19 protein-coding genes are annotated in these 19,295 nt (G+C 70.5%); 9 read left to right on the top strand and 10 right to left on the bottom strand.

Going from position 1 to position 19,295, the window contains the following annotated elements; genetic code table 11:
• Positions 1-72: 72 nt before the first annotated feature.
• The gene (locus MCBMB27_RS23445) at positions 73-825 is read right to left on the bottom strand and encodes an SDR family NAD(P)-dependent oxidoreductase (protein ID WP_043349326.1); all 753 of its coding nucleotides are present in this window, start codon (positions 823-825) and stop codon (positions 73-75) included.
• A 111-nt stretch (positions 826-936) separates the two neighbouring features.
• On the opposite strand from MCBMB27_RS23445, the gene MCBMB27_RS23440 reads away from it, so the two are divergent.
• Entirely contained in the window at positions 937-1,830 is an 894-nt protein-coding gene (locus MCBMB27_RS23440; protein WP_043760413.1) for a LysR substrate-binding domain-containing protein, read from the top strand.
• Positions 1,831-2,059: 229 nt separating this feature from the next.
• On the opposite strand, the gene MCBMB27_RS23435 is transcribed toward MCBMB27_RS23440, so the two are convergent.
• A complete protein-coding gene (locus MCBMB27_RS23435) occupies positions 2,060-3,001 on the bottom strand; it encodes a 2-hydroxyacid dehydrogenase (RefSeq protein WP_075381390.1) in 942 nt (313 codons plus the stop codon).
• Positions 3,002-3,116: 115 nt separating this feature from the next.
• Positions 3,117-3,401 carry a hypothetical protein gene (locus MCBMB27_RS23430; protein ID WP_236952798.1) on the bottom strand — a complete coding sequence of 95 codons (285 nt, stop codon included), beginning with the start codon at positions 3,399-3,401 and terminating at the stop codon, positions 3,117-3,119.
• A gap of 159 nt (positions 3,402-3,560) precedes the next feature.
• Between MCBMB27_RS23430 and MCBMB27_RS23425 the strand changes: the two genes are divergently transcribed.
• Positions 3,561-5,033, top strand: coding sequence for an MFS transporter (locus MCBMB27_RS23425; RefSeq protein ID WP_043349334.1), 1,473 nt, complete (start codon positions 3,561-3,563; stop codon positions 5,031-5,033).
• A gap of 123 nt (positions 5,034-5,156) precedes the next feature.
• Here MCBMB27_RS23425 and MCBMB27_RS23420 read toward each other — a convergent pair whose 3' ends face one another.
• The 3 genes from MCBMB27_RS23420 to otsB all read right to left on the bottom strand — a co-directional run bounded on the left by MCBMB27_RS23420 (position 5,157) and on the right by otsB (position 7,489).
• On the bottom strand, positions 5,157-6,158 hold the full coding sequence (locus MCBMB27_RS23420) for a glucokinase (RefSeq protein ID WP_075381389.1): 1,002 nt from the start codon (positions 6,156-6,158) through the stop codon (positions 5,157-5,159).
• A 118-nt stretch (positions 6,159-6,276) separates the two neighbouring features.
• Positions 6,277-6,681, bottom strand: a complete 405-nt coding sequence (locus tag MCBMB27_RS23415; RefSeq protein ID WP_075381388.1) for a DUF4260 domain-containing protein — start codon at positions 6,679-6,681, stop codon at positions 6,277-6,279.
• 64 nt (positions 6,682-6,745) lie between these two features.
• Complete coding sequence (gene otsB / locus MCBMB27_RS23410) at positions 6,746-7,489, bottom strand: trehalose-phosphatase (protein WP_043349341.1); 744 nt, start codon at positions 7,487-7,489, stop codon at positions 6,746-6,748.
• Between the two features lie 114 nt (positions 7,490-7,603).
• Here otsB and MCBMB27_RS23405 point away from each other — a divergent pair, with 114 nt between their 5' ends.
• Together MCBMB27_RS23405 and MCBMB27_RS23400 are read left to right on the top strand one after the other, a co-directional pair.
• Complete coding sequence (locus MCBMB27_RS23405) at positions 7,604-8,113, top strand: DUF427 domain-containing protein (protein ID WP_043349342.1); 510 nt, start codon at positions 7,604-7,606, stop codon at positions 8,111-8,113.
• 51 nt (positions 8,114-8,164) lie between these two features.
• Complete coding sequence (locus MCBMB27_RS23400) at positions 8,165-9,388, top strand: serine hydrolase domain-containing protein (RefSeq protein WP_075381387.1); 1,224 nt, start codon at positions 8,165-8,167, stop codon at positions 9,386-9,388.
• Between the two features lie 13 nt (positions 9,389-9,401).
• Here the strand turns inward: MCBMB27_RS23400 and MCBMB27_RS23395 are convergent, their stop codons facing one another.
• The 4 genes from MCBMB27_RS23395 to MCBMB27_RS23375 all read right to left on the bottom strand — a co-directional run bounded on the left by MCBMB27_RS23395 (position 9,402) and on the right by MCBMB27_RS23375 (position 12,948).
• Positions 9,402-10,016 (bottom strand): DUF2147 domain-containing protein, encoded by a 615-nt coding sequence (locus MCBMB27_RS23395; RefSeq protein ID WP_043349347.1) that lies wholly within the window; start codon positions 10,014-10,016, stop codon positions 9,402-9,404.
• An 898-nt stretch (positions 10,017-10,914) separates the two neighbouring features.
• A complete protein-coding gene (locus tag MCBMB27_RS23385; protein ID WP_043386991.1) occupies positions 10,915-11,124 on the bottom strand; it encodes a hypothetical protein in 210 nt (69 codons plus the stop codon).
• Between the two features lie 413 nt (positions 11,125-11,537).
• On the bottom strand, positions 11,538-11,738 hold the full coding sequence (locus tag MCBMB27_RS23380; protein WP_043349362.1) for a glycine zipper 2TM domain containing protein: 201 nt from the start codon (positions 11,736-11,738) through the stop codon (positions 11,538-11,540).
• Positions 11,739-11,844: 106 nt separating this feature from the next.
• Positions 11,845-12,948 carry a helix-turn-helix transcriptional regulator gene (locus MCBMB27_RS23375; protein ID WP_043349349.1) on the bottom strand — a complete coding sequence of 368 codons (1,104 nt, stop codon included), beginning with the start codon at positions 12,946-12,948 and terminating at the stop codon, positions 11,845-11,847.
• Positions 12,949-13,395: 447 nt separating this feature from the next.
• Between MCBMB27_RS23375 and MCBMB27_RS23370 the strand changes: the two genes are divergently transcribed.
• From MCBMB27_RS23370 to MCBMB27_RS23350, 5 genes are read left to right on the top strand one after another with little or no spacing between them, the layout of a single operon-like run.
• On the top strand, positions 13,396-14,550 hold the full coding sequence (locus tag MCBMB27_RS23370; RefSeq protein ID WP_043349351.1) for a polysaccharide biosynthesis/export family protein: 1,155 nt from the start codon (positions 13,396-13,398) through the stop codon (positions 14,548-14,550).
• Positions 14,547-16,079, top strand: coding sequence for a GumC family protein (locus tag MCBMB27_RS23365; protein ID WP_075381386.1), 1,533 nt, complete (start codon positions 14,547-14,549; stop codon positions 16,077-16,079). Before MCBMB27_RS23370 ends, MCBMB27_RS23365 begins: the two co-directional genes overlap by 4 nt.
• Entirely contained in the window at positions 16,076-16,717 is a 642-nt protein-coding gene (locus MCBMB27_RS23360) for a CpsD/CapB family tyrosine-protein kinase (RefSeq protein ID WP_043386986.1), read from the top strand. The genes MCBMB27_RS23365 and MCBMB27_RS23360 overlap by 4 nt, the downstream gene beginning before the upstream one ends.
• Complete coding sequence (locus MCBMB27_RS23355; RefSeq protein ID WP_236952797.1) at positions 16,714-18,354, top strand: O-antigen ligase family protein; 1,641 nt, start codon at positions 16,714-16,716, stop codon at positions 18,352-18,354. Before MCBMB27_RS23360 ends, MCBMB27_RS23355 begins: the two co-directional genes overlap by 4 nt.
• The gene (locus MCBMB27_RS23350; protein WP_075381385.1) at positions 18,351-19,283 is read left to right on the top strand and encodes a glycosyltransferase family 2 protein; all 933 of its coding nucleotides are present in this window, start codon (positions 18,351-18,353) and stop codon (positions 19,281-19,283) included. The genes MCBMB27_RS23355 and MCBMB27_RS23350 overlap by 4 nt, the downstream gene beginning before the upstream one ends.
• The last annotated feature ends 12 nt before the right edge of the window (positions 19,284-19,295 follow it).

Below are 19,295 nucleotides of genomic sequence, written 5' to 3'. Positions count from 1 at the left end.
AACCCCCGGATAATGCCAGGGTTCATCCCGTCGGCCGGGACGGGGTGTCGCGTCCCGGCCGGCGCCGGATCCTCAGATCTGGACCTGCCCGCCATCGGCGAAGAGCTCGACACCGTTGACGAAGCTCGCCGCGTCGGAGGCGAGGAACAGCACCGCCTGGGCGATCTCCTCGGGCCGGCCGACGCGCCCGGCCGGGATCTGGCCGGCGAGGTAATCCTTGGTGGCCGCCGCCTGATCGCCGCCGCCGAACAGCGCGTCGAGGCCCGCAGTCTCGGTGACGCCGGGGCTGATCGTATTCACCCGGATGCGCCGGTCCTTGAGATCGAGGATCCAGTTCCGGGCGAAGTTGCGCACCGCCGCCTTGGTGGCCGAGTAGACGCTGAAGGCCGGCGTGCCCGCGCTGCCCGTTGTCGATCCGGTGAGCACGATCGCCGCCCCGTCCCGCAGCAGCGGCAGCGCCTTCTGGACGGTGAAGAGCACGCCCTTCACGTTGGTGTCGAAGATGCTCTGGTAGTGCTCCTCGGTGATCGCCCCCAGCGGCGCGAAGGTACCGCCGCCGGCATTGGCGAAGACCACGTCGATCTGCGCGTGCTTCTGCTGGACGGCATCATAGAGGCGGTCGATGTCGGCGAGGTTCGCCATGTCGCCGCGTACGCCGGTGATCCGGCCGCCGATCTGCTTCACCGCGGCGTCGAGGGCCTCCTGGCGGCGGCCGGTGATGAACACCGCGGCCCCCTCGTCCACGAAGGCCTGGGCGGCGGCGAGCCCGATGCCGCTGGTCCCGCCCGTTACAACCACAACCTTGTCCTGAAACCTGCCGGCCATCGTCGTTCTCCATCGTTCGGCTTCGTGTGCACCGCTGGTTGGAGAGATGCCGACGGAACGAAGATGCCGGTAGTCGGCAGATATGGCACTCAGCGTTCTGCTGGAGGAACGATGAGCCGCGCCGACCTGAACGACTACGTCTACTTCGCCGAGGTGGTGGCGCATGGCGGCTTCGCCGCGGCGGGCCGGGCGCTGCACCAGCCCAAATCGAAGCTCAGCCGCCGGGTCGCGGCCCTGGAGACGCGCCTGGGCGTCCGCCTGATCGAGCGGTCGAGCCGACGCTTCCGCGTGACCGAGGTCGGCCAGGGCTTCTACGAGCGCTGCAGGGCGATGATGCTGGAGGCCGAACGGGCCGAGGCTCTGGTCGCGGAGGCGCAGACCGAGCCGCACGGGCGGATCCGCATGAGCTGCCCGACGGGCCTCATCGATATTGTCGGCGCGATCGTGCGCGTGTTCCTCTCCCGGCATCCGAAGGTCAGGCTGCAGCTGGTGGCGACCGACCGGCCCGTCGACCTGATCGAGGAGCGGATCGATGTGGCCCTGCGGGTCCGGCGGGATCTGACCAGCGACGCGTCGCTGACCATGCGCTCGCTCGGGCTCTCGCGCTGGATCCTGGTGGCCGCACCGGAGGTCGCGCGCGGCCTGGGCCCCGATATCGCCAGCCTCGGCGCGGCCCCGACCCTCGGGACCCGCGACGATCCGGGCGAGGCGGATTGGCGGCTGGAGCGGGCGGATGGCCGGGTTTTCACCCTGCGTCACGAGCCGCGCCTGACCTGCGGCGACTTCGCCGCGCTCTGCGACGCGGCGGCCGCCGGCCTCGGGGTCGCGTTCCTGCCCGACCATGCCTGCACCGACGCCATCGGGGCGGGCCGGCTTGTTCCCGTCTATCCGGAGTGGCAGGGGCAGCCTGGGATCGTGCACCTCGTCTTCACGACCCGGCGCGGGCTGCCGCCGGCCGTGCGGGTGCTGATCGACCACCTCGCGGCGACATTCCCGACGCTGTGAGGCCACGCGTCGTCCCCACGCATCCGAAGGGCAAAGGTCACGCGGCGCGCCCGTCCACCTGCGCCGTCATTCCGGGCGCCGCAGGCGGGCTCGGACCGGGAGAGGCACGCCGGAGGCGGGCGATCCGGAGCCGCCGCCGGAGCCGGATCCTGGCGCCTCGGCGTGTCAGGATCTTGGGCACCGCTGCGCGGTCCCGGGACGACGGGACGAAGCGGCCGCGACGCGCGGCCTAATAACCCCGTGTCGCGTCGACCCCGTCCGGCACCTGACCGGTCCGGCGATAGGCCCGCAGGTTCTCCGCCACCGTGGCCGCGGCCGAGTCCATGTCGGTGGGCCCCGAGATGTGCGGCAGCACCGTCACCCCGGGATGTGACCACAGCGGGGAGTCCGCCGGCAGGGGCTCCACCCCGAAGACGTCGAGCACCGCATGCGCGAGGTGGCCGGTTTCCAGGGCGGCGATCAGATCCTCGGTGACGACGATCGGCCCGCGGGCGAAATTGATCAGCGCGGCGCCCGGCTTCAGGGCCGCGAGGCGTCGGGCATCCACCAGGCCCCGCGTCTCCGGCGTCAGCGGCACGAGGCAGACGAGGATGTCGCACCGGCCGAGCATCGCCGGGAGGCTGTCGGTGCCGTGAAACGTCTCGAGGCCCGGCACGGCCTTCGGGCCGCGGCTCCAGCCGACGACACGGAAGCCCGCGCCGGTGAGCCGCTCCGCCGCCGCGGTGCCGAGCGCCCCGAGGCCGAGCAGTCCCACCGTGGTGTCGGACGGCTTGCGGTAGGCGTGCGGGCGCCAGACCCGATCCCGCTGCTGGCGGGCGTAGGCCGGCATGTCGCGCTGGAGATAATAGGTCCAGGCCAGCACGGCCTCGGCCATGGTGCGGGCCATTTCCCGGTCGACCAGGCGGACGATCGGCAGCGGCCGGTCGAAGGCGCCGACGAGCTTCTCGACCCCGGCCCAGAGGCTCTGCACCCAGACGAGTCCCGGCAGCGCCGCCACCTCGGCCGGATCGGGATTGGCCACGACGGCGACCCGCGCCGCCGCCCGAGCCGCATCATCCATCGTCCGGAACGGGATCAGCCGCTCCTCCGGCATGGCCGCCGACAGGATCCGCAGATACTCCGCCTCCTGGGCCGGCCCCTTGCACCCGACCAGGGCGATTGCCTCCGCCATCCGCGCCTCCGCACCGTCCCGACGAACCCGTCCACATGCGGACGAAGCAGGCGCTGTGCCTGACGGGATCCGGATCGTCGAGATGGAGTGGGCGAGAGATCGATTGCAGGCGCGGTCAGCGCGCCTCGACCAGCGCCGGGTAGACGAGGCGGACGTTCCGGCGATCTTCGGGGATCGCGGTCTCGGGCCGCCTGCGGACGCTGCCGGTCACCGTCACCACGGACTCCGTCGGCCGCAGCCGCCAGCGCTCGGCCGCCTGCAGGGCGACGCGCGGCTTGGGCCGTTCGAGATGCCGGTCCGCCCCCTCGGTGGGGACGGTGGCGAGCCCCGCGAGGGTCAGGACGGTCAGCAGGACGAGCCGAGCCCGGGGGCGGCGGGAAAGGGCAGGACGGGAGGACATGGGAAGGGCACCGCGTGGACCTCCCTGTTCTGCGCCGCGCATGTGAAGACGAAATCGAACCGAATCGATTTCCAACCCGTTCCCAACACCTGCCTACAGTCGCGGTAAATGCGCACTGTCCAGGCACAGTAAACGCTTGAGACGGGAGGACACGCGGACATGGCGAGCAAGGTCGAGGGGGGATCCGGGACGCCGGAGCGTGCGGAGATCGGCCGCGTGATCGATACGGACATCTCGGCGCGTCTGGACCGGCTGCCCTGGGGCCGCTTCCACGTGCTCGTCATCGTGGCCCTGGGCATCACCTGGGTGCTGGACGGGCTCGAGGTCACCCTCGCCGGCTCCCTGGTGGGCGCCCTGCGCCAGCCGCCGATGTCCTTCTCCGAGTTCGACGTCGGGCTGGCCGCCTCCTGCTACCTCGTGGGCGCCGTGACCGGTGCCATCGGCTTCGGCTGGCTCACGGACCGGATCGGCCGCAAGAAGCTGTTCTTCATCACGCTGGCCCTCTACCTCGTCGCCACGGCGGCCACCGGCCTGTCGTGGAACATCTGGAGCTTCTGCTTCTTCCGCTTCCTCACGGGGGCCGGGATCGGCGGCGAGTACACGGCGATCAACTCGACCATCCAGGAGCTTGTCCCGGCCCGGGTCCGCGGCTGGACCAACCTCGTCATCAACGGCTCGTTCTGGATCGGCGCGGCGCTGGGCTCGTTCATGTCGATCGTGCTCCTGAAGCCCGAGGTGATCGACCCGGCCTGGGGCTGGCGCGTCGCCTTCTTCACCGGCGGCGCCATCGGCCTCGTGATCCTGCTCCTGCGCACCTGGATCCCCGAGAGCCCCCGCTGGCTCGCGACCCACGGCTACGCGGCGGAAGCCGACCGGGTCGTCACCGGCATCGAGAAGCGCTTCACCGACGAGGGCGTGACCCTGCCGCCGGTGGACGAAAGCAAGCGCATGAAGGTCCGCACCCGCGACCACACCCCCCTTTCGGAGGTGTTCAAAGCTTTGTTCGTGACGAGCCGCAAGGAGACCATGGTCGGCCTCGCGCTGATGATCGCCCAGGCCTTCTTCTACAACGCCCTGTTCTTCACCTACGCGCTGGTGCTGGAACGCTTCTACCAGGTGCCCGGCAACCATGTCGGCTGGTACCTGCTGCCCTTCGCGCTCGGCTCCTTCCTGGGCCCGCTGCTGCTCGGGCGGCTGTTCGACACGATCGGACGGCGCAAGATGATCGCCTTCACCTACGGCATCTCGGCGCTGCTGCTGGCCGGCGTCGGCCTGCTGTTCCGCCTCGACGTGCTCGGGCCGGTCGGCCAGACCGGGGCCTGGATGGTGGTGTTCTTCTTCGCCTCGGCGGCGGCGAGCTCGGCCTATCTCACGGTCTCCGAGACCTTCCCGCTGGAGATCCGGGCGCTCGCCATCGCGGCCTTCTACGCGGTCGGCACCGGCATCGGCGGCGTGTCGGGGCCGCTCCTGTTCGGCAGCCTGGTGGAGACCGGCTCGCGGGACTGGGTCCTGTTCGGCTACGGCCTCGGCGCGGTGCTGATGCTCATCGCGGCAATCGTCGGCGGGATCTGGGGCACGGCCGCGGAGGGCAAGTCCCTGGAGGAGGTCTCGAAGCCGCTGGCGGCGGCCTGAGCGCCGGCCCTCACGGGCCGCCGCCGCCGCGACCGGGGCGCTGCCGTCCGGGCGGCGCCCCGTCCATTGACGGGGCGCCGTCGCCGGTCACCTCGCCCCGTTGGCGGCGACGGCGCCTGTCCGTCACGCCTCCTTGCGCCAGACCTGCCCGTGGTAGACGAACTTTGCGCCCTCGTTCGCCAGGGCCGCCAGACCCCGGAAGGCCGGATCGTGTACGGTGATCACGCTGGTCGGGATCTGGCGCATCATGGCGGCAAAGGGTGCCTTCTTCTCGAAGGCGGCGCGGAAGCCGCTTTCCGCGAGCACCTTGAGGATCCGGGGCGCGATGCCGCCGCCGATATAGACGCCGCTGGTCGCCAGGAAGGTCAGCGCGAGATCCCCGCAGACTCGGCCGAGCACCCGGCCGAAAAGCTCGAGCGTCTCGGCGGCATGCGGATCGGTGGCGTTGAGCCCCGCCTCGGTGACGGCGGCCGGCTCGATCTTCCCGTGCGGCTGCCCGGTCCGGACATGGGCCACCGCCGCGTACAGCCGCGACAGCCCCGGACCTGACAGCACCGTCTCCACGGTGATGCGGTCCTCGACCCGCTCCAAGACGCGCCAGACCTTCTCCTCGAACGCGTCGACCGGGCCGAGATCGGTGTGGCCGGCCTCGGTGGACACGATGGCGAGATGCGCCGCGTAGGGCACCAGCGCCGCCGCGCCGAAGCCCGTTCCGGGGCCCAGCACAACCCGCGCGCCGCCGGGCACGGGCGGACAGGGCCCCACAGGCGTGAGGTCGTGGGGCTCGATATCGGCGGCTCCGGCCGCCACCGGGACATAGTCGTTGACCACCACCGCGGCGGAGAGATCGAAATCCGCCGCGATGCGCTGGCCGGCGATCTTCCAATGCGCGTTCGTCAGCTGGATCTCCGGCCCGTCGACCCGGCCGGCGATCGCCAGGATGGCCGAGCGCGGCGAAGGCCCGCCCCCTTTCGCCAGCGACGCCCTGATGGCGCTCGACGGATCGGGATGGTCGGCGGTGGCCTCGTGGGAAAGCAGGCGGGGCTGTTGGCCGGCCGTCTCGATCAGGCCGAACCGCGCGTTCGTGCCGCCGATGTCGCCGACCAGAACCGGAAACTCGAACATCGCAACAAGCCCCTGCTACCTGTCCCGCCGCCGACGGGATCCGCACCCGACGCGGCTTCGGCGCTACATCGGCCCCGCGCCCCGGCGCGGGCAAGTCCCATTCGGCATCGGCCGCCTCTCAATGCGGCGCGATCGTGGTGTCACGCGGCCGGCCGATGACGCCAAGATGCGTATCGCCAAATCCGCTCGCGTATTTGAGACCATAGCCCAGCGCACGATCGAGGCCGATATGGGCGAGCCAGATCAGGGCTAATCCCACGAGATCAGGATGGCCGAGGCCAGCCGCCAGACACAGGCCGACCAGCGGCAGGGCCAGGAAGTGAGCAAGGTTGTAGAGCACGGCACCGGCCACCGGGCCGGCCGCGTAGCCCAGCATGCTCACGTCGGGGACGAACAGCAGCGCGGCGAAGATCCACCACGATTGCCCGAGCCAGTCATAGGCCGACACGGCGCCGGCCAGGATGCAGGCGCCCTCGAGCCGCAGCAGCATCCGCGGCCAGCCGTCGACGGAACGGTTCGACATCGCGGCTCCCCATGATCGGCGCGCAGGACGACGGCCCGGGCCGCGGGCCGTCTGGCGAGACGGCTCAAGCCCGCGGAAGCGCGTCGGGATCGATCGCCCCCCCGGCGGCCCAGTCGCGCAGCAGCGCGCGGACGGCGGCGGGGTCGGGCAGGCGGCGGCGGGCGACGGTCTCGCCCTCGCCCACGCGTACCGCGATGCCGCCATCCTCGTTGATCGACGCGAAGGCAATCTCGTCGGTGCGGTCGTCCCCGAAGAAGACGGGTGTCCGGCCGGCATAGGGCGCCTCCGCCATGAAGGCGCGGATCGCGTGCGCCTTCGTCGCCTGCGCCGGGACGATCTCGCCGACCGCCTTGCCGAGTTGCAGGCGGTACGCGAGGCCGAGCGCGTCCGCCGCGTCCTTCACGAGCGTTTCGGCCCGAGCGGCATCGTCGGGATCCGCGAGGCGCCAATGCACCGCCACCGACGCGCCCTTGTCTTCGATCAGGACCCGCGCCAGCGCCGCGGTCTCGGCCTGGAGACGCGCGACCTGCCGGCGCAGATCCGGGTGATCCTCCATCTGGCCCCCCGTGATCGCACCGCCGACCCGGCGCTCGACGCCGTGAAGGCCGGCCGCGTCCAGGCGGGACGGCGTCAGAAAGCCGTCGATCACCGTCACCGGCCGGCCGGTCACAATCGCCAGCGCCCCGTCGAGGCGCGCCCGGAGCCGCTCCAGATCCTCCACCAGCCCCGGCTCGACCTGCACGGCGTCCGGCCGCGGCGCGATCTCGGTGAGCGTGCCGTCGAAGTCGAGGAAGAGGGCGATGTCCATCGCGGGCGATCCCGGGCTCGAGTGTCGGCGACGGGCTAGCACGGGCGAGGCCGACGACAAACGCCGGCCGCGCCGCCCTATCTGTATCCCCACAGGCACGTCACGAGGTTTCCCATGAGAGGATCGCCCTTCCGGCCCGTTCCGGATCCGGTGAGGCCCGGCGAGGAGAGCGTCTGGGACTATCCGCGGCCGCCGCGGCTGGAGCCCGTCCGGGAGCGACTGCGCGTGGTGCTGGGCGGCGATACGATCGCCGAGACCGTCTCCGGCTTCCGGGTGCTCGAGACCTCGCACCCGCCGACCTACTACCTGCCGCCCGCCGACATCGCGGAGGGAACGCTCGTGAATCCGCGGCGCGGCGGGATCTGCGAGTGGAAGGGCCAGGCGGTACTGTTCGACGTGCGGGGCGGCGACCGTCTCGTCCCCGGGGCCGCCTGGGCCTACCCGGATCCAACCCCGGATTTCCGCGCGATCGCCGGCTATGTCGCGTTCTACGCCGGCCCGATGGATGCCTGCTTCGTCGGCGCGGCCCAGGCGACGCCGCAGCCCGGAACCTTCTACGGCGGCTGGATCACGCCCGGCATCGTCGGACCGTTCAAGGGCGGTCCCGGAACGATGGGCTGGTGATTTTCCAGCCCTCCCCTTCTACCTTCCGGAACGCCACGACGAGGAGACCGCATGAGCGCGCTGACCGAGACCGATCCGACCGGCGCCGGGTTCAGCCCGGAAGGTCTCGCCCGGATCGCGCCATGGATGGACCGCCTCGTCGACGAGGGCCGGCTCGCCGGCCTGTCGGTCACCGTGGCGCGGCGCGGCCGTGTCGCCTTCGCGCGCGCCTGCGGGCAGGCCGACCTCGCCCGGGCGACGCCCTTCACCCTCGATACGGTGACGCGGATCTACTCGATGACCAAGCCGCTCACCTCGGTGGCGGTGATGCAGCTCTACGAGCAGGGCCTGTTCCAGCTCGACGATCCGGTCTCCCGGGTCCTGCCCGAATTCGCCGAGATGCGGGTTGCCGTTGGCGGCAACCGGGCGAAGCTGGAGACCGAGCCGGCCCGCCGGGCGATCACCGTGCGGGACCTGCTGACTCACACGGCCGGGCTGACCTACGGCTTCATGGAGGCGACCCTCGTCGATGCGCAGTATCGCGAGCACGGCGTCGACTACCTCGCGCGCGAGGGCACGCTCGCCGAGATGACAGCCCGGGTGGCGAAGCTGCCGCTCCTCGCCCAGCCGGGCAGCGCCTGGAACTACAGCGTCGCCACCGACGTGCTCGGCCAGTTCGTGGCCGCCCTGAGCGGTCGTCCGTTCGCCGACTATCTCCGTGAGGCGGTGATCGGGCCGCTGGGCATGATCGATACCGATTTCTTCGTCCGGCCGGAGCTGATGCCGCGCTTCTGCGCCACCTATGCGTATGACCGCGCAAGGCAGCTGCGCCTGTTCGACGATTCCGTAGAGACGGCCTTCGCGAAGCCGCCCGCCATCGCGTCGGGCGGCGGCGGCCTCGTCTCCACGGCCGCCGATTACCAGCGCTTCTGCCGGATGATCCTCAACCGCGGCACCCTCGACGGCACGCGCCTCCTGGGCCGCAAGACCGTGGAGTTGATGCTGTCGAACCACCTGCCGGGCGATCTGGCCGCGATGGGCACGCCGCGCTTCGCCGAGACTTCATACACCGGCATCGGCTTCGGTCTGGGCTTCTCGGTGATGCTCGATCCGGCCCGCGCCCAGATCCTCGGCACGCCCGGCGAGGTCGCCTGGGGCGGCCTCGCCTCGACGGCGTTCTGGATCGATCCCGCCGAGGATCTGTCGGTGGTGCTCATGACGCAGCTCGTGCCGTCTTCGGCTCTGCCGATCCGGCGCGAACTGCGCGTCCTGACCTACGCGGCCCTGGCCGATTGAAGGCCGGTGCCCCTCACTCCGCGGGGGGCGCCTCGGTGGCGGCGGGCTTCTGGGCCGGTTTGGCACCGGCCTTGGCGGTCGGCTTGGGGGCGGCGCTGGCGTACTCCGGATCGGTGCGCGGACCGTTCGGACCATTGGTCGGGCCCGGGAGCTGTCCGGGCGCGAGATCGGTGACCTTGGTCCAGGTCTGCGACTTGCACAGGAACGCGATCAGGCAGCCGCGCACCGTCAACTCGCCGGGCGTGTCGGTCCAGATGGTGACGTCGTAGGATTTGCCGTCCTCGGAATTGTAGATCTTGCCCTCGAAATGGGCGTCCGCGTTCGGCTTCAGGCCCAGGATCAGCTGGTGACCGAGCGACGGCCGCGCCTGCTTCTTGGGATCGGGGTTCTTGAAGTCGATCCGCGGCTCGCCCTTGTCGTTGAGCGGAACCTTCAGCCAAACCACGTAGCCACAGAGCCGGTCGCCCGCGGTCCCGCACTTCTCGAGACGCACGCGCGCCCGGCCGTCCTCGGTCAGGTAGGTGCCGCTGGGATCAGTGGGCGTCTTGGCCTGGGCCGTGCTCGCCAATGCCGAGAGCGCCAGGATTGCGAGCGGCGCAACCCGGCGACCGATCGATGTAAACCGCATACCTGAACTCCCATCCCTCGCGAGTCGTGATGGAGCCTTGACCGCCCGCCCTCGCGTAAACCGCTTTCGCGCGCGGAAAGACCGCTCTCTCCGCGCCATCGCGCCCGCGCCGAGCCGAGAACCGGACGACGTGCGCATCATGCCCGCCCTGTCCCGCGCGAAGTTGTCCGCATCATGACAACCCAACCGCAGTGTTGGGGCGTAATCGGCCCTGGGAAACGGGGTCTCGCGGTCAGATCCGCGTCGGCGGCAGGCTTCGGTCGGGTCAGAGCGCGCCCTGCATGAGCATCACGGCGCGCCAGCGCCCAGGCTTGCGGCCGCCACGCCAGCAAGGATGCGACAGGCGTGAAGCCGAGGCTTTCATGCAATGCAATCGAGGCGGGAGAGCCGCTGTCGGCGATGATGGGGACCAGAGTTCGGCGGTCGATCTGCTCGCTACCCGCGACCGGGGTCGCAAGCGGGCGGCGCCCGCCGCGGCCCGACCGGGCCCCGTGGATCAAATCCTCGCGGGTCGAGCGCAGGCGACGCGCCGGCGCTAGGGACCGGCATCGGCATAGCCCGCAACCGTGTCGGCTCAATCGGCCACGACGCGGGGATAGCCGCCTCCGCGCAGGACGTCGTAGCGGCGCCTCTATTCCGAGAGCGTCGGCGGCTCCGTCTCGACGCTGGCCGTGCTCGCAGTGACGGCGTCACCGTAGATCGCGGCGATGGCAGAACGATCGGCCCCGGTGGTCGAACGTATCACGTCTGTCACGGCGGCCCGTTAAGCGAAGCCGCCAAGCGCCGGCAATGGCACGGAGCTATCTCGGGGGGCACGGCCACCGCAGGCGGGCAACCGTGACGCTGCGGCGGGATGGTCGCCTGGCGACTGATCCCGCAGGCTCGGAGAGCCGGTGGATTACTCGGCGGCGGACATCTCGGCAGTGAAGTGGCCGCACCAGTCCTTGGAGGCGACGACCGGCCAGAGGCCCTTCGACTCCGGGGCGGGCTGGCTGACCGGCGGATTGAAGCGGCAGAGGCCTTCGTCACCCTTTGCCTGGGCGCCGTTGAGCTTGTGATCGTCGAAGAAGCGGCAGCTCTCGCAAGCGGCGTTCGCGGTACCGGCCATCGGGTCTCTCCATCGGCTGACTGGGGGGTGGTGGAACCGTTTCGTGATCGTTCCCCCGACAGTTCTTAATTAGAATAGCTCGAAAGAACGGTCAACGGGCAGGCTTGCGCGGAGCTTGCGTCGGGCCACGCAAGCTGGTGGTGGCCGAAGGCGAACGGGGCAGCCGCTGCGACGAACGGCTGAGCGGCGGTGTTTCGAGATTCCGGCTGTACCCGCGGAGGTTGCAGCCAGGATCTGGTCTGGCCCCGAGGACGCCCGCGCAGCCGGCATCGACTCGGTGCGACCGGGTGAGGTTCAAGAATGCGAAGAGGCCGGATTCTCAGGGAGAATCCGGCCTCGGCAATAGACACTTGTCGAATCAGCGTCGTCGCTACGCGATCCCGTCGCCTACGACGGCATCGCGTGCAGACAGGCTAGCCCTGCTTGGCCTTCTTGTTGGCGTTGTGGTGACCGATGGCGCAGCCAGCGGCAGCGCCCATCTTGCCGTGGCCCGCCATATGTCCGGCAACGCCACCGACCACGGCACCCTTGAGGCAGCCCTTTGCCTCGGCCGGCGCGCCGGTGAGCAGGGCCGCGATGGCCAGGGCAGAAGCGAAGGCGATCCGGTTCGTCATCGACATGTCTCCTTGCAGTCGACCGGAAACGGCTGCGCGGTCCGACCCGTTCCATTGGGGGCCGGGACCGGGACGCGCCTGTTCCGGTTCACCGCGATGGGCGCGGTCAGCGCGCGAGACTCGCCACCAGTCGCACGAGGTCGGACTGGCGTGTCGCGCCGGTCTTGGCGAAAATCGCCTTCAGCTGCGAGCGGGCGGTTGCCGCAGTGATCGCAAACCGCGCTGCGCTCTCCGCGAGCGAGGTGCCAGTCGACAAGGCCAGGGCGAGACGTGCCTCCGCGGGAGTCAGCCGATAGACCGCCTGGAGAATGGTGGAGGTCGGCACCGTCATGGTCCCGGGAACGCTGCAGAGGAGGAGCGTGCTCGCTCCCCCGAACAGGCCGCGGGTCGGTCCGACCAACGGCACGACGTGGATCACGATGGGCGGCGCGTCCTGTCGCGGCACCACCACGGAGGAGATGGGCGGGCGGCCGAAGGGCCGCGCCAGGGCTTCCAGCTGCCGGGTTGCCTCTGGATTGTCCGCAGTGAGGCGACCGCCCGTGAGCTTCAGGTCGCGACCGAGGAGCGCGCCGAAGGCGTCGTTCCAGCGGAGCGCGCGCCCCTCGAAATCGAGGATCAGGGCGGGCCGGTCGATCAGCTCGAAGGCCTGCGTCAGCCCCGCCAGGCGGGCCTGCTCCACCATCGACGTCAGCAGAGCCGCGCGCTGCAGAAGCGGCGACAGGGTGGCGAGGCGCCGTTGCTCGTGTGCCTCGTACGGCCCCTGCTCCACCGTCCGCTGCAGGGACAGGCACCAGAGACGGCCCTTCACTGCGAAGCCGATGCCGGCGAACCAGCGCAGTCCGCGGGAGGCGAGCAGATCCTGGTAGAAGGGCAGGCGTGCGACTTCCTCAGGGGTGGTGAAGTCCTGATCGACCGCGATCCCGCGCGTCCGCATGAACGGAATTCCGCGCAGGCGGTGGTCGTCGCGGTGCCAGCCTTCGTCGAAGTAGCGGCGCGATGCGTCGGCGAGCGAGGCGGTGCAGAGCGATTCAAGGCTTCTTCGATCGGACCGGAGGAGCAGGGCTCCCTCGCTGCCGGACGCCCGTACGGTGCGCTCGGCCAGATCAGGCCAGCGCGCAGGATCGACGACCGCCTCCTCGAGATCTTCCCGGAACCCTGTCTCAAGGTCGTCGCGCAGGCGAGCGAAGAGATCCGGCCTCACGCCCGCCATGCGGCACGCCCTCCTCGCAACGAACAATGCCGTCCGGCACCGCGCCGCAGAGTTTCGACCCGCAGCTCGGACCGGCTTTCACCAGCGAACTATAAATCACGTCGTTAAATCCGAGCAAGCGTCCGGATGTATACAGCTTTCGATCGAGAGTACGGAAGTCTGAGGTGTCGGGATCTCGACGGGACCGACTCGTCCAGCAGCTCGAACGCCGGGCCTCTTCAACTCGCGCTCTCTCGAAGGTCGCGCCCGCAGGCGAGCCCGACGTCCCACACGGGCGGGAATCCGCCTCCGCAGTTTGCCACGGCTTGCGATTTACAACCTCTGATAGAATTGGGAAAAGCCGGGTTCAAGCCTCGTTAACCAAGCTTTGCGATTGTATCGCGGTGCGCGGCTCGATCATGGGTTGTCTTCGAGCGAGCGCAGTCGAGCAGGATGCGGCTGAGGTCGATGGCGTTTTCCCTGTCTGGATTCCGCGGCGCGCCGTCCCGGCACGCCCGTCGCCCGGCCGGCGTCCTGGGGGTCGCCGTTGCGCTGCTCGGCTGCGCCCCGCTGCTCGCGGGCTGCATGTCGAGCCGTCCGCAGAGCGCGACGCGCGCGGGAACCGACGTTACCCAAACCGGCACCATCTCGGAGGGCCTGCCGCCCGCGTTGGTCGCCGCGGCGCAGGAGGAGGTCGGACGCACCATGCGCCTCGGGCTGGCGAACTACCGGCTCAATGTCGGCGACAATGTCGAAGTCTCGTTCCTGATCGATTCCAGCGTCGTCCAGCCGACCTACCGGCTGAATCCGAACGACGAGTTCGACGTCGATTTCCGCACCCATCCGGAGTACAATCGGACCGTGATCGTCCGGCCGGACGGCCGGATCTCGCTGCCCGGCAAGAACGGCATCAAGGTCGCGGGGCTGTCGCCGGAAGCCGCGGCCGCGCTGATCAAAAGCACCTACGACGACGTGCTGATCGACCCCGTCGTCACGGTGATGCTGCGCCGGTTCCGCACCGTGACGGACGATTTCCGCGACCTCACCCAGCGGGCCGATATGGGCCGCGTGAAGGTCCTGGCGATCGAGCCGGACGGCAAGATCAACCTGCCGATGGTGCCAGCCGTCCAGGCGGCGGGCCGGACCGTGCACGAGGTCGCCGGCAGCCTGAACGCCGCCTACAAGCACCAGCTCGCCTCGGTCACGACCAGCGTGCGGCTCGCGAGCCTCGTCCCGGCCAACACCATGGTGTTCGGCGAGGTGCGCGCCCCGGGCCCGGTCAGCCTTCAGGGGCCGCGGACCCTGGCACAGGTCCTGGGCTCGGCCGGCGGCGTCCTGCCGACGGCCGCCGGCGAGGCCGTGCGCATCATCCGCTTCGACGCGGAGGCGGCCGGCAGCGTCCGCATCGTCGATATCAGCCAGCCGGGGCTCGCGGACTCGATCGTCGTGCCGCCCAACGCCACCGTCTACGTGCCGCCGTCGCTGCTCGCGAAGACCGCCCGCGCGGTGGATCTCGTGGTGCGCCAGATCCTGCTCTTCAACGGGACCGGCTTCGGCGTGAACTACATCACCGGGCCGTCCGCCAGCACCTCCAACACCGCCACCGTGAGGTCCGGCACGTGAGCCAGACCGACCTGACCGCCGCCGACGCGGGCGAAGGCCCGGCCTTCGACCTCCGCGACGCCCTCGCGGCCCTGTTCCGGCACATCCGGCCGGCCCTGCTGATCCTGGTCGCGGCCATCGTCGGCGCCGGGATCTACCTCCTGCTGACCCCGGCCGAATACACGGCGGACGCCAAGCTGATCATCCGTCTCGGACGCGAGAAGGCGGGCGCCCCGCTCCAGGGCGGCGCCAACCAGAACTACATGTTCTCCGAGCGCGCGCAGAACGTGAACAACGAGATCGAGATCCTGCGCGACCCCAGCATCGTGCGCGACGAGTTCGCGGCGCTGAAGCAGATGACGCCCACCGGCGATCCGGGCCCGCCCCCCGCGGACTGGATCGACTGGTTCATCTACCAGGGGCGCCAGGTCCTGCGCAGCGCCAAGGCGGTCAAGACCTGGATCGTCGAGACGGTGCGGGTGCCCTTCGAGGCGGTGGGCCTGCTGCGACACCTCACGCCGGACGAGAAGCTCTACGAGGCCTATCTCGCGGCCTTCAAGGTGGCGTTCGTCAAGGAGACGGACGTGATCGTGACCGGCTTCACCTGGACGGATCCGCACTTCGCCGCGCAGGCGCTCAACCGGCTGCTCGACGCCTACAAGCGCCGGCACGTGGAGGTCTACGCCGACGAGACACCGGCCTCGTTCTACCAGAGCAAGCTGGAACGCGCCCGGGCCGACCTCGCCGCCATCGACGCGCAGCTCGCGACCTACCTCAAGGGCAACAACACCGCGAGCTTCGAGATCGAGCAGCAGAACGACCTCGGCACGCTGGCCGATCTCGCCAAGCAGAAATCGGCGGCGCAGATCGAGCGCGAGGTGGTCGAGACCCGTCTCAAGCGCACCCGCGAGGCCGGACCCGACCGCTGGCAGCCGACGCCCTCCGACGCCGACCCGACGGTGACCGCTTTCGACCAGCGCTGGGCGGACCTGAAGACGAAGCGTGCCGAACTCGCGGTCCGGTTCCGGCCGACCGCGCCCGAATACGTGAGCCTCGACCGCGATCTCGCCGCCCTGGCGCGGCAGAAGTATCAGTCGCTCCTCGCCGCCGACACGGCGAAGCTCGCCGTGCTGGCCGAGAAGATCCAGAGCATCACGGCGATTGAGCAGACGCGCCGCAAGGCCGCCATCGGCCAGAGCGACGCGGCGCTGGCCTATGGCCGGCTGACCCAGCAGAAGGGCCTGCTCACCGACGAGATCTCCGAGACGCAGAAGCGGATCGATGCGCTGAAGACCGGCACCGGCCTCGACGCGCAGGCCGTCACCTCCTCGGCCCTGGTGGCGCGCGCCGTGCCGCCGCGGCTGCCCTCCGGCCCGAACCGGCCGCTGATCCTCGGCCTCGCGGCCGTTCTCGGTCTGCTCGCCGCGCTGGCCTACGTCGCCCTCGCGGAGATCCTGGCCCAGACCTACCGCAGCGCGTCGGAGGTCGCCCGCTCGCTGCGGGTGCCCGTGCTGGCCGCGGTACCGCTGCAGACAGGAACCGCCGGATGATCGCCGCCGCAGCCGCCCCCCGCATCGATCCGGCGATCCTCGAACCGGCGCTCGTCCAGCTCACCCGGAACGAGGCGCGCGTGCGCCGGGTCGGTATCACCGCGGTCCAGACCGGCGAGGGCGTGAGCACGCTCGCCCGCGAACTCGCCGGCGCCTACGCCCGGCGCGGCCGCAGCGCCGTGCTGATCGAAGCCAACTGGTCCCGCCCGTCCCTCGCCGAGGCTTACGGACTGATCGGACGGCCGGGCTTCGCCGACATCGTCGCCGGGTCGGTAGCGCCGAGCCGCGGCGTCCACGCGGTCGCCGACGGCCTCAGCGTCGTGCCCGCGGGAACCCCGGCGGCGATCCGGAAGGCGACCTTGGACGACGGTCGCGTCGAGGATTTCCTGGCGCTGGTCGACGAGCGCTTCGATCTCGCCCTCGTGGATTGCGAGCCGATCACCGAGATCGGCGACGCCGCGGCGCTCTCACCCTTCGTGGACGGCTTCATCGTGGTGATCGGCGCCGAGCGCACCCGCCGAGCCGTGGCCCAGCAGGCCCTGGCCGACCTGAGGGCCGCCGGGGGTGCCCCGCTGGGCGTGGTCCTCAATCGCACCCGCAGACCGATCCCGAAATGGCTCTACCGGTGGCTCGGGTGAGCGCGGCGCACACTCGCACGCTGCGGGCCCTGCCCATCGCGGGAATCGGGTTCGCTGCGGCGGCTGGCGCGGTCGCACTGAGCGCGGCGCCCCTGAAGTTCGCCGTCGTCGGGTTGGCGGCGGCATTCGGCGGCGTCGGCGCCCTGATCGTCGGGCGGCTCTATCGCCTGACGCCGGTCCTCCTCGTGGCCCTCGCGGTCGGGCTGACGGTCAAGCTCGACGTGAGCTTCTTCCAGCATTTCGAGGCCGTCGGGCAGTACCTGCCGAGCATCGGCGGCGGGGCCGGCCTGACGGTGAGCGTCGCCCTTCTCGTGGCCGTGGCGCTGATCACCGCCAAGCTCACGGGCCTCTGGGAGAATGCGCCCGGCCTGCGGCTCGACCGCCCCCTGGTCCTGACGCAGGTCGGCTTCCTGATCGCGGGCCTGCTGTCGCTCACCAACGCCACCGACCCGGCCTATCTCTGGTTCGACACGTGGCGCTTCGTCGGCCTGCTCCTGGTCTCGGTCGCGGTCTCGAACCTGTCGGAATCCGACATCCGGACCCTGGCGCTGGCGATCTGCGCCCTCTGCCTCGTCCAGACCGCGGTGGCGGGGCTGCAATACGTCTCGGGCTCGGAACTCGGCCTCTCGGTGCTGGGCGAGGAACAGATCGTCGAGGAGAACATCAACTTCTCGGCGCAACGCCGCGCCGGTGGCCTGAAGGTCCACCCGAACATCCTGGGCTATTATTACGAGTTCGTCTGGCCCCTCGCCCTGGCGCTGGCCCTCTCCCGCGGCCCGCTGATCCTCCGCCTCGTCGGGGCAGCGGGCGCCGCGTCGGCACTGGTCGGGGTGGTACTGACCCTGTCGCGCGCATCCTGGCTCACCTTCCCGGTCTCCGCCGCGCTCCTGATCCTGCTGGTTTATCGGGACCGTCTGTTCTCCCGGGCGAGTCTGATCGTCTTCGGTCTTCTGGCAATCGTCGGCAGCGTCGCGGCCCTCTATGCCGGTCCGCTGATCTGGGAGCGGCTCACCGCCGACGATGGCGGCTCGGCCGCCCAGCGCGGCCCGCTGAACGCGGCGGCCCTCGCCCTCTTCGAGCTGTTTCCGGTCTTCGGCGTCGGCCTGAACAACTTCGGCAATCAGTTCGCGGTCCTCGACAAGACCGGCCTGTCCCGGCTCGCCGGGCTCTTCGACCGGTCGAACCACGTGGTGCACAACCTGCACATCCTGATCCTCACCGAGGTCGGGATCGTCGGCTACGCGGCCTTCGCGCTGGTCTTCGGGATCGGGATCTTCCGGGGGTTCCGCGCGGCCCGCCGCGCGCCGGTGGGCGATCCCCTCGCGGCGATCGCGGCGGCCTGCGCGGTGGGCCTGATCGCGCACCTGCTGCACGGCCTGGTCGATCCGGGCTTCCGCCTGAATCTCGGCATCGCCGAGTTGCTCTACACCGGCCTCGGACTGATCGCCGGGGTGCGTGCCGCCCAGCGGCAAAGGGCCGTTCAGGCGCGCCGGCCGGTCGGGCCGCCAGAATCGACAGGCGCGACACGCGCCCTCCCCGTCCAACGGAGAGGAATCGCGTCCCCCCTCGCCAGCGCCCCGGGAGCGCCCGCGTCCAGGACCGGCCATACCCCCTTCACACGTGGAGACCGATCATGAGCGCCGTCAGCCTCAGCGTCCTGATCGTCACCTACAACGCCGGTCGGGACATCGCGACTTGCCTGGAACTGCTGGCCTTGAGCCGGATCGACCGCCCCTACGAGGTGATCCTCGTCGACAACGCCTCGACCGACGGCACGCCGGAGCGCGTCGCGAAGGCTTTCCCCTGGGTTCGGGTGATCGCCGAGCGCACCAACCACGGCTTCGCGGGTGGCAACGCCGTCGCCCTGGAGCACGCGCGCGGCGAGGCGATCCTGCTCCTCAACCCCGACGCGTTCCTGCGCGACCCGGAGGCCCTGACCGGTCTTCTGGCCCATCTCGACGCGCATCCGGACGTCGGCGCCGTCGGCCCGCGGCTGACCTTTCCGGACGGGACGCATCAGGTCGGCGATGCCGGCTACGAGCCGCGCCCGCTCTCGATCCTGGTGCACGCCGCCGGCCTGTCGGGCCGCCTCGGCCGGCGTGGCCTCTATCTCGCCAGCCGGCAGGCCCGCGGCACCGGAGCCCTCGACGTGGACTGGATCTGCGGCGCCTGCCTGCTCCTGCGCCGGTCGGCGATCGCCGCCATCGGCGGTCTGCACAGCCCGATGTTCCTCTACGGCGAGGACGTGGATTGGGGATGCCGCCTGCGCGATGCCGGCTGGCGCGTCGCCTACCTTCCGGGGATTGCCGTTCTCCATCTCCAAGGGGGCTCGGGAGGCACCCGCTCACCCCGCTGGCTCGACGGGCTGGCGACCATCTACAGCCTGCGCAACGCCGGCCGGCGCCTCTCGTCCCCGGCCTTCTTCTCGGCCCCGCTGCGGCTCGGCTTCACCCTGCGCGCCCTGGCCTACGGATTCGCGGCCCGGCTGCGCGGGCAGCCGGACCTCGCCCGAAAGGCCGAGGACATGCGCAGATTTGCCAGCCATCTGCGCAGTCTTCGCCTCTGACCGGACCGTCTC

Source organism: Methylobacterium phyllosphaerae (assembly GCF_001936175.1).
GTDB classification, from domain to species: Bacteria; Pseudomonadota; Alphaproteobacteria; order Rhizobiales; family Beijerinckiaceae; genus Methylobacterium; species Methylobacterium fujisawaense.
This window is presented reverse-complemented; position numbering and strand designations above follow the sequence as displayed.

Excerpts from the sequence above, each read along its gene's own strand:
- MCBMB27_RS23445 (WP_043349326.1), bottom strand. The coding sequence starts at position 825 with ATGGCCGGCAGGTTTCAGGACAAGGTTGTGGTTGTAACGGGCGGGACC.
- MCBMB27_RS23440 (WP_043760413.1), top strand. The coding sequence starts at position 937 with ATGAGCCGCGCCGACCTGAACGACTACGTCTACTTCGCCGAGGTGGTG.
- MCBMB27_RS23435 (WP_075381390.1), bottom strand. The coding sequence starts at position 3,001 with ATGGCGGAGGCAATCGCCCTGGTCGGGTGCAAGGGGCCGGCCCAGGAG.
- MCBMB27_RS23430 (WP_236952798.1), bottom strand. The coding sequence starts at position 3,401 with ATGTCCTCCCGTCCTGCCCTTTCCCGCCGCCCCCGGGCTCGGCTCGTC.
- MCBMB27_RS23425 (WP_043349334.1), top strand. The coding sequence starts at position 3,561 with ATGGCGAGCAAGGTCGAGGGGGGATCCGGGACGCCGGAGCGTGCGGAG.
- MCBMB27_RS23420 (WP_075381389.1), bottom strand. The coding sequence starts at position 6,158 with ATGTTCGAGTTTCCGGTTCTGGTCGGCGACATCGGCGGCACGAACGCG.
- MCBMB27_RS23415 (WP_075381388.1), bottom strand. The coding sequence starts at position 6,681 with ATGTCGAACCGTTCCGTCGACGGCTGGCCGCGGATGCTGCTGCGGCTC.
- otsB (WP_043349341.1), bottom strand. The coding sequence starts at position 7,489 with ATGGACATCGCCCTCTTCCTCGACTTCGACGGCACGCTCACCGAGATC.
- MCBMB27_RS23405 (WP_043349342.1), top strand. The coding sequence starts at position 7,604 with ATGAGAGGATCGCCCTTCCGGCCCGTTCCGGATCCGGTGAGGCCCGGC.
- MCBMB27_RS23400 (WP_075381387.1), top strand. The coding sequence starts at position 8,165 with ATGAGCGCGCTGACCGAGACCGATCCGACCGGCGCCGGGTTCAGCCCG.
- MCBMB27_RS23395 (WP_043349347.1), bottom strand. The coding sequence starts at position 10,016 with ATGCGGTTTACATCGATCGGTCGCCGGGTTGCGCCGCTCGCAATCCTG.
- MCBMB27_RS23385 (WP_043386991.1), bottom strand. The coding sequence starts at position 11,124 with ATGGCCGGTACCGCGAACGCCGCTTGCGAGAGCTGCCGCTTCTTCGAC.
- MCBMB27_RS23380 (WP_043349362.1), bottom strand. The coding sequence starts at position 11,738 with ATGACGAACCGGATCGCCTTCGCTTCTGCCCTGGCCATCGCGGCCCTG.
- MCBMB27_RS23375 (WP_043349349.1), bottom strand. The coding sequence starts at position 12,948 with ATGGCGGGCGTGAGGCCGGATCTCTTCGCTCGCCTGCGCGACGACCTT.
- MCBMB27_RS23370 (WP_043349351.1), top strand. The coding sequence starts at position 13,396 with ATGGCGTTTTCCCTGTCTGGATTCCGCGGCGCGCCGTCCCGGCACGCC.
- MCBMB27_RS23360 (WP_043386986.1), top strand. The coding sequence starts at position 16,076 with ATGATCGCCGCCGCAGCCGCCCCCCGCATCGATCCGGCGATCCTCGAA.
- MCBMB27_RS23350 (WP_075381385.1), top strand. The coding sequence starts at position 18,351 with ATGAGCGCCGTCAGCCTCAGCGTCCTGATCGTCACCTACAACGCCGGT.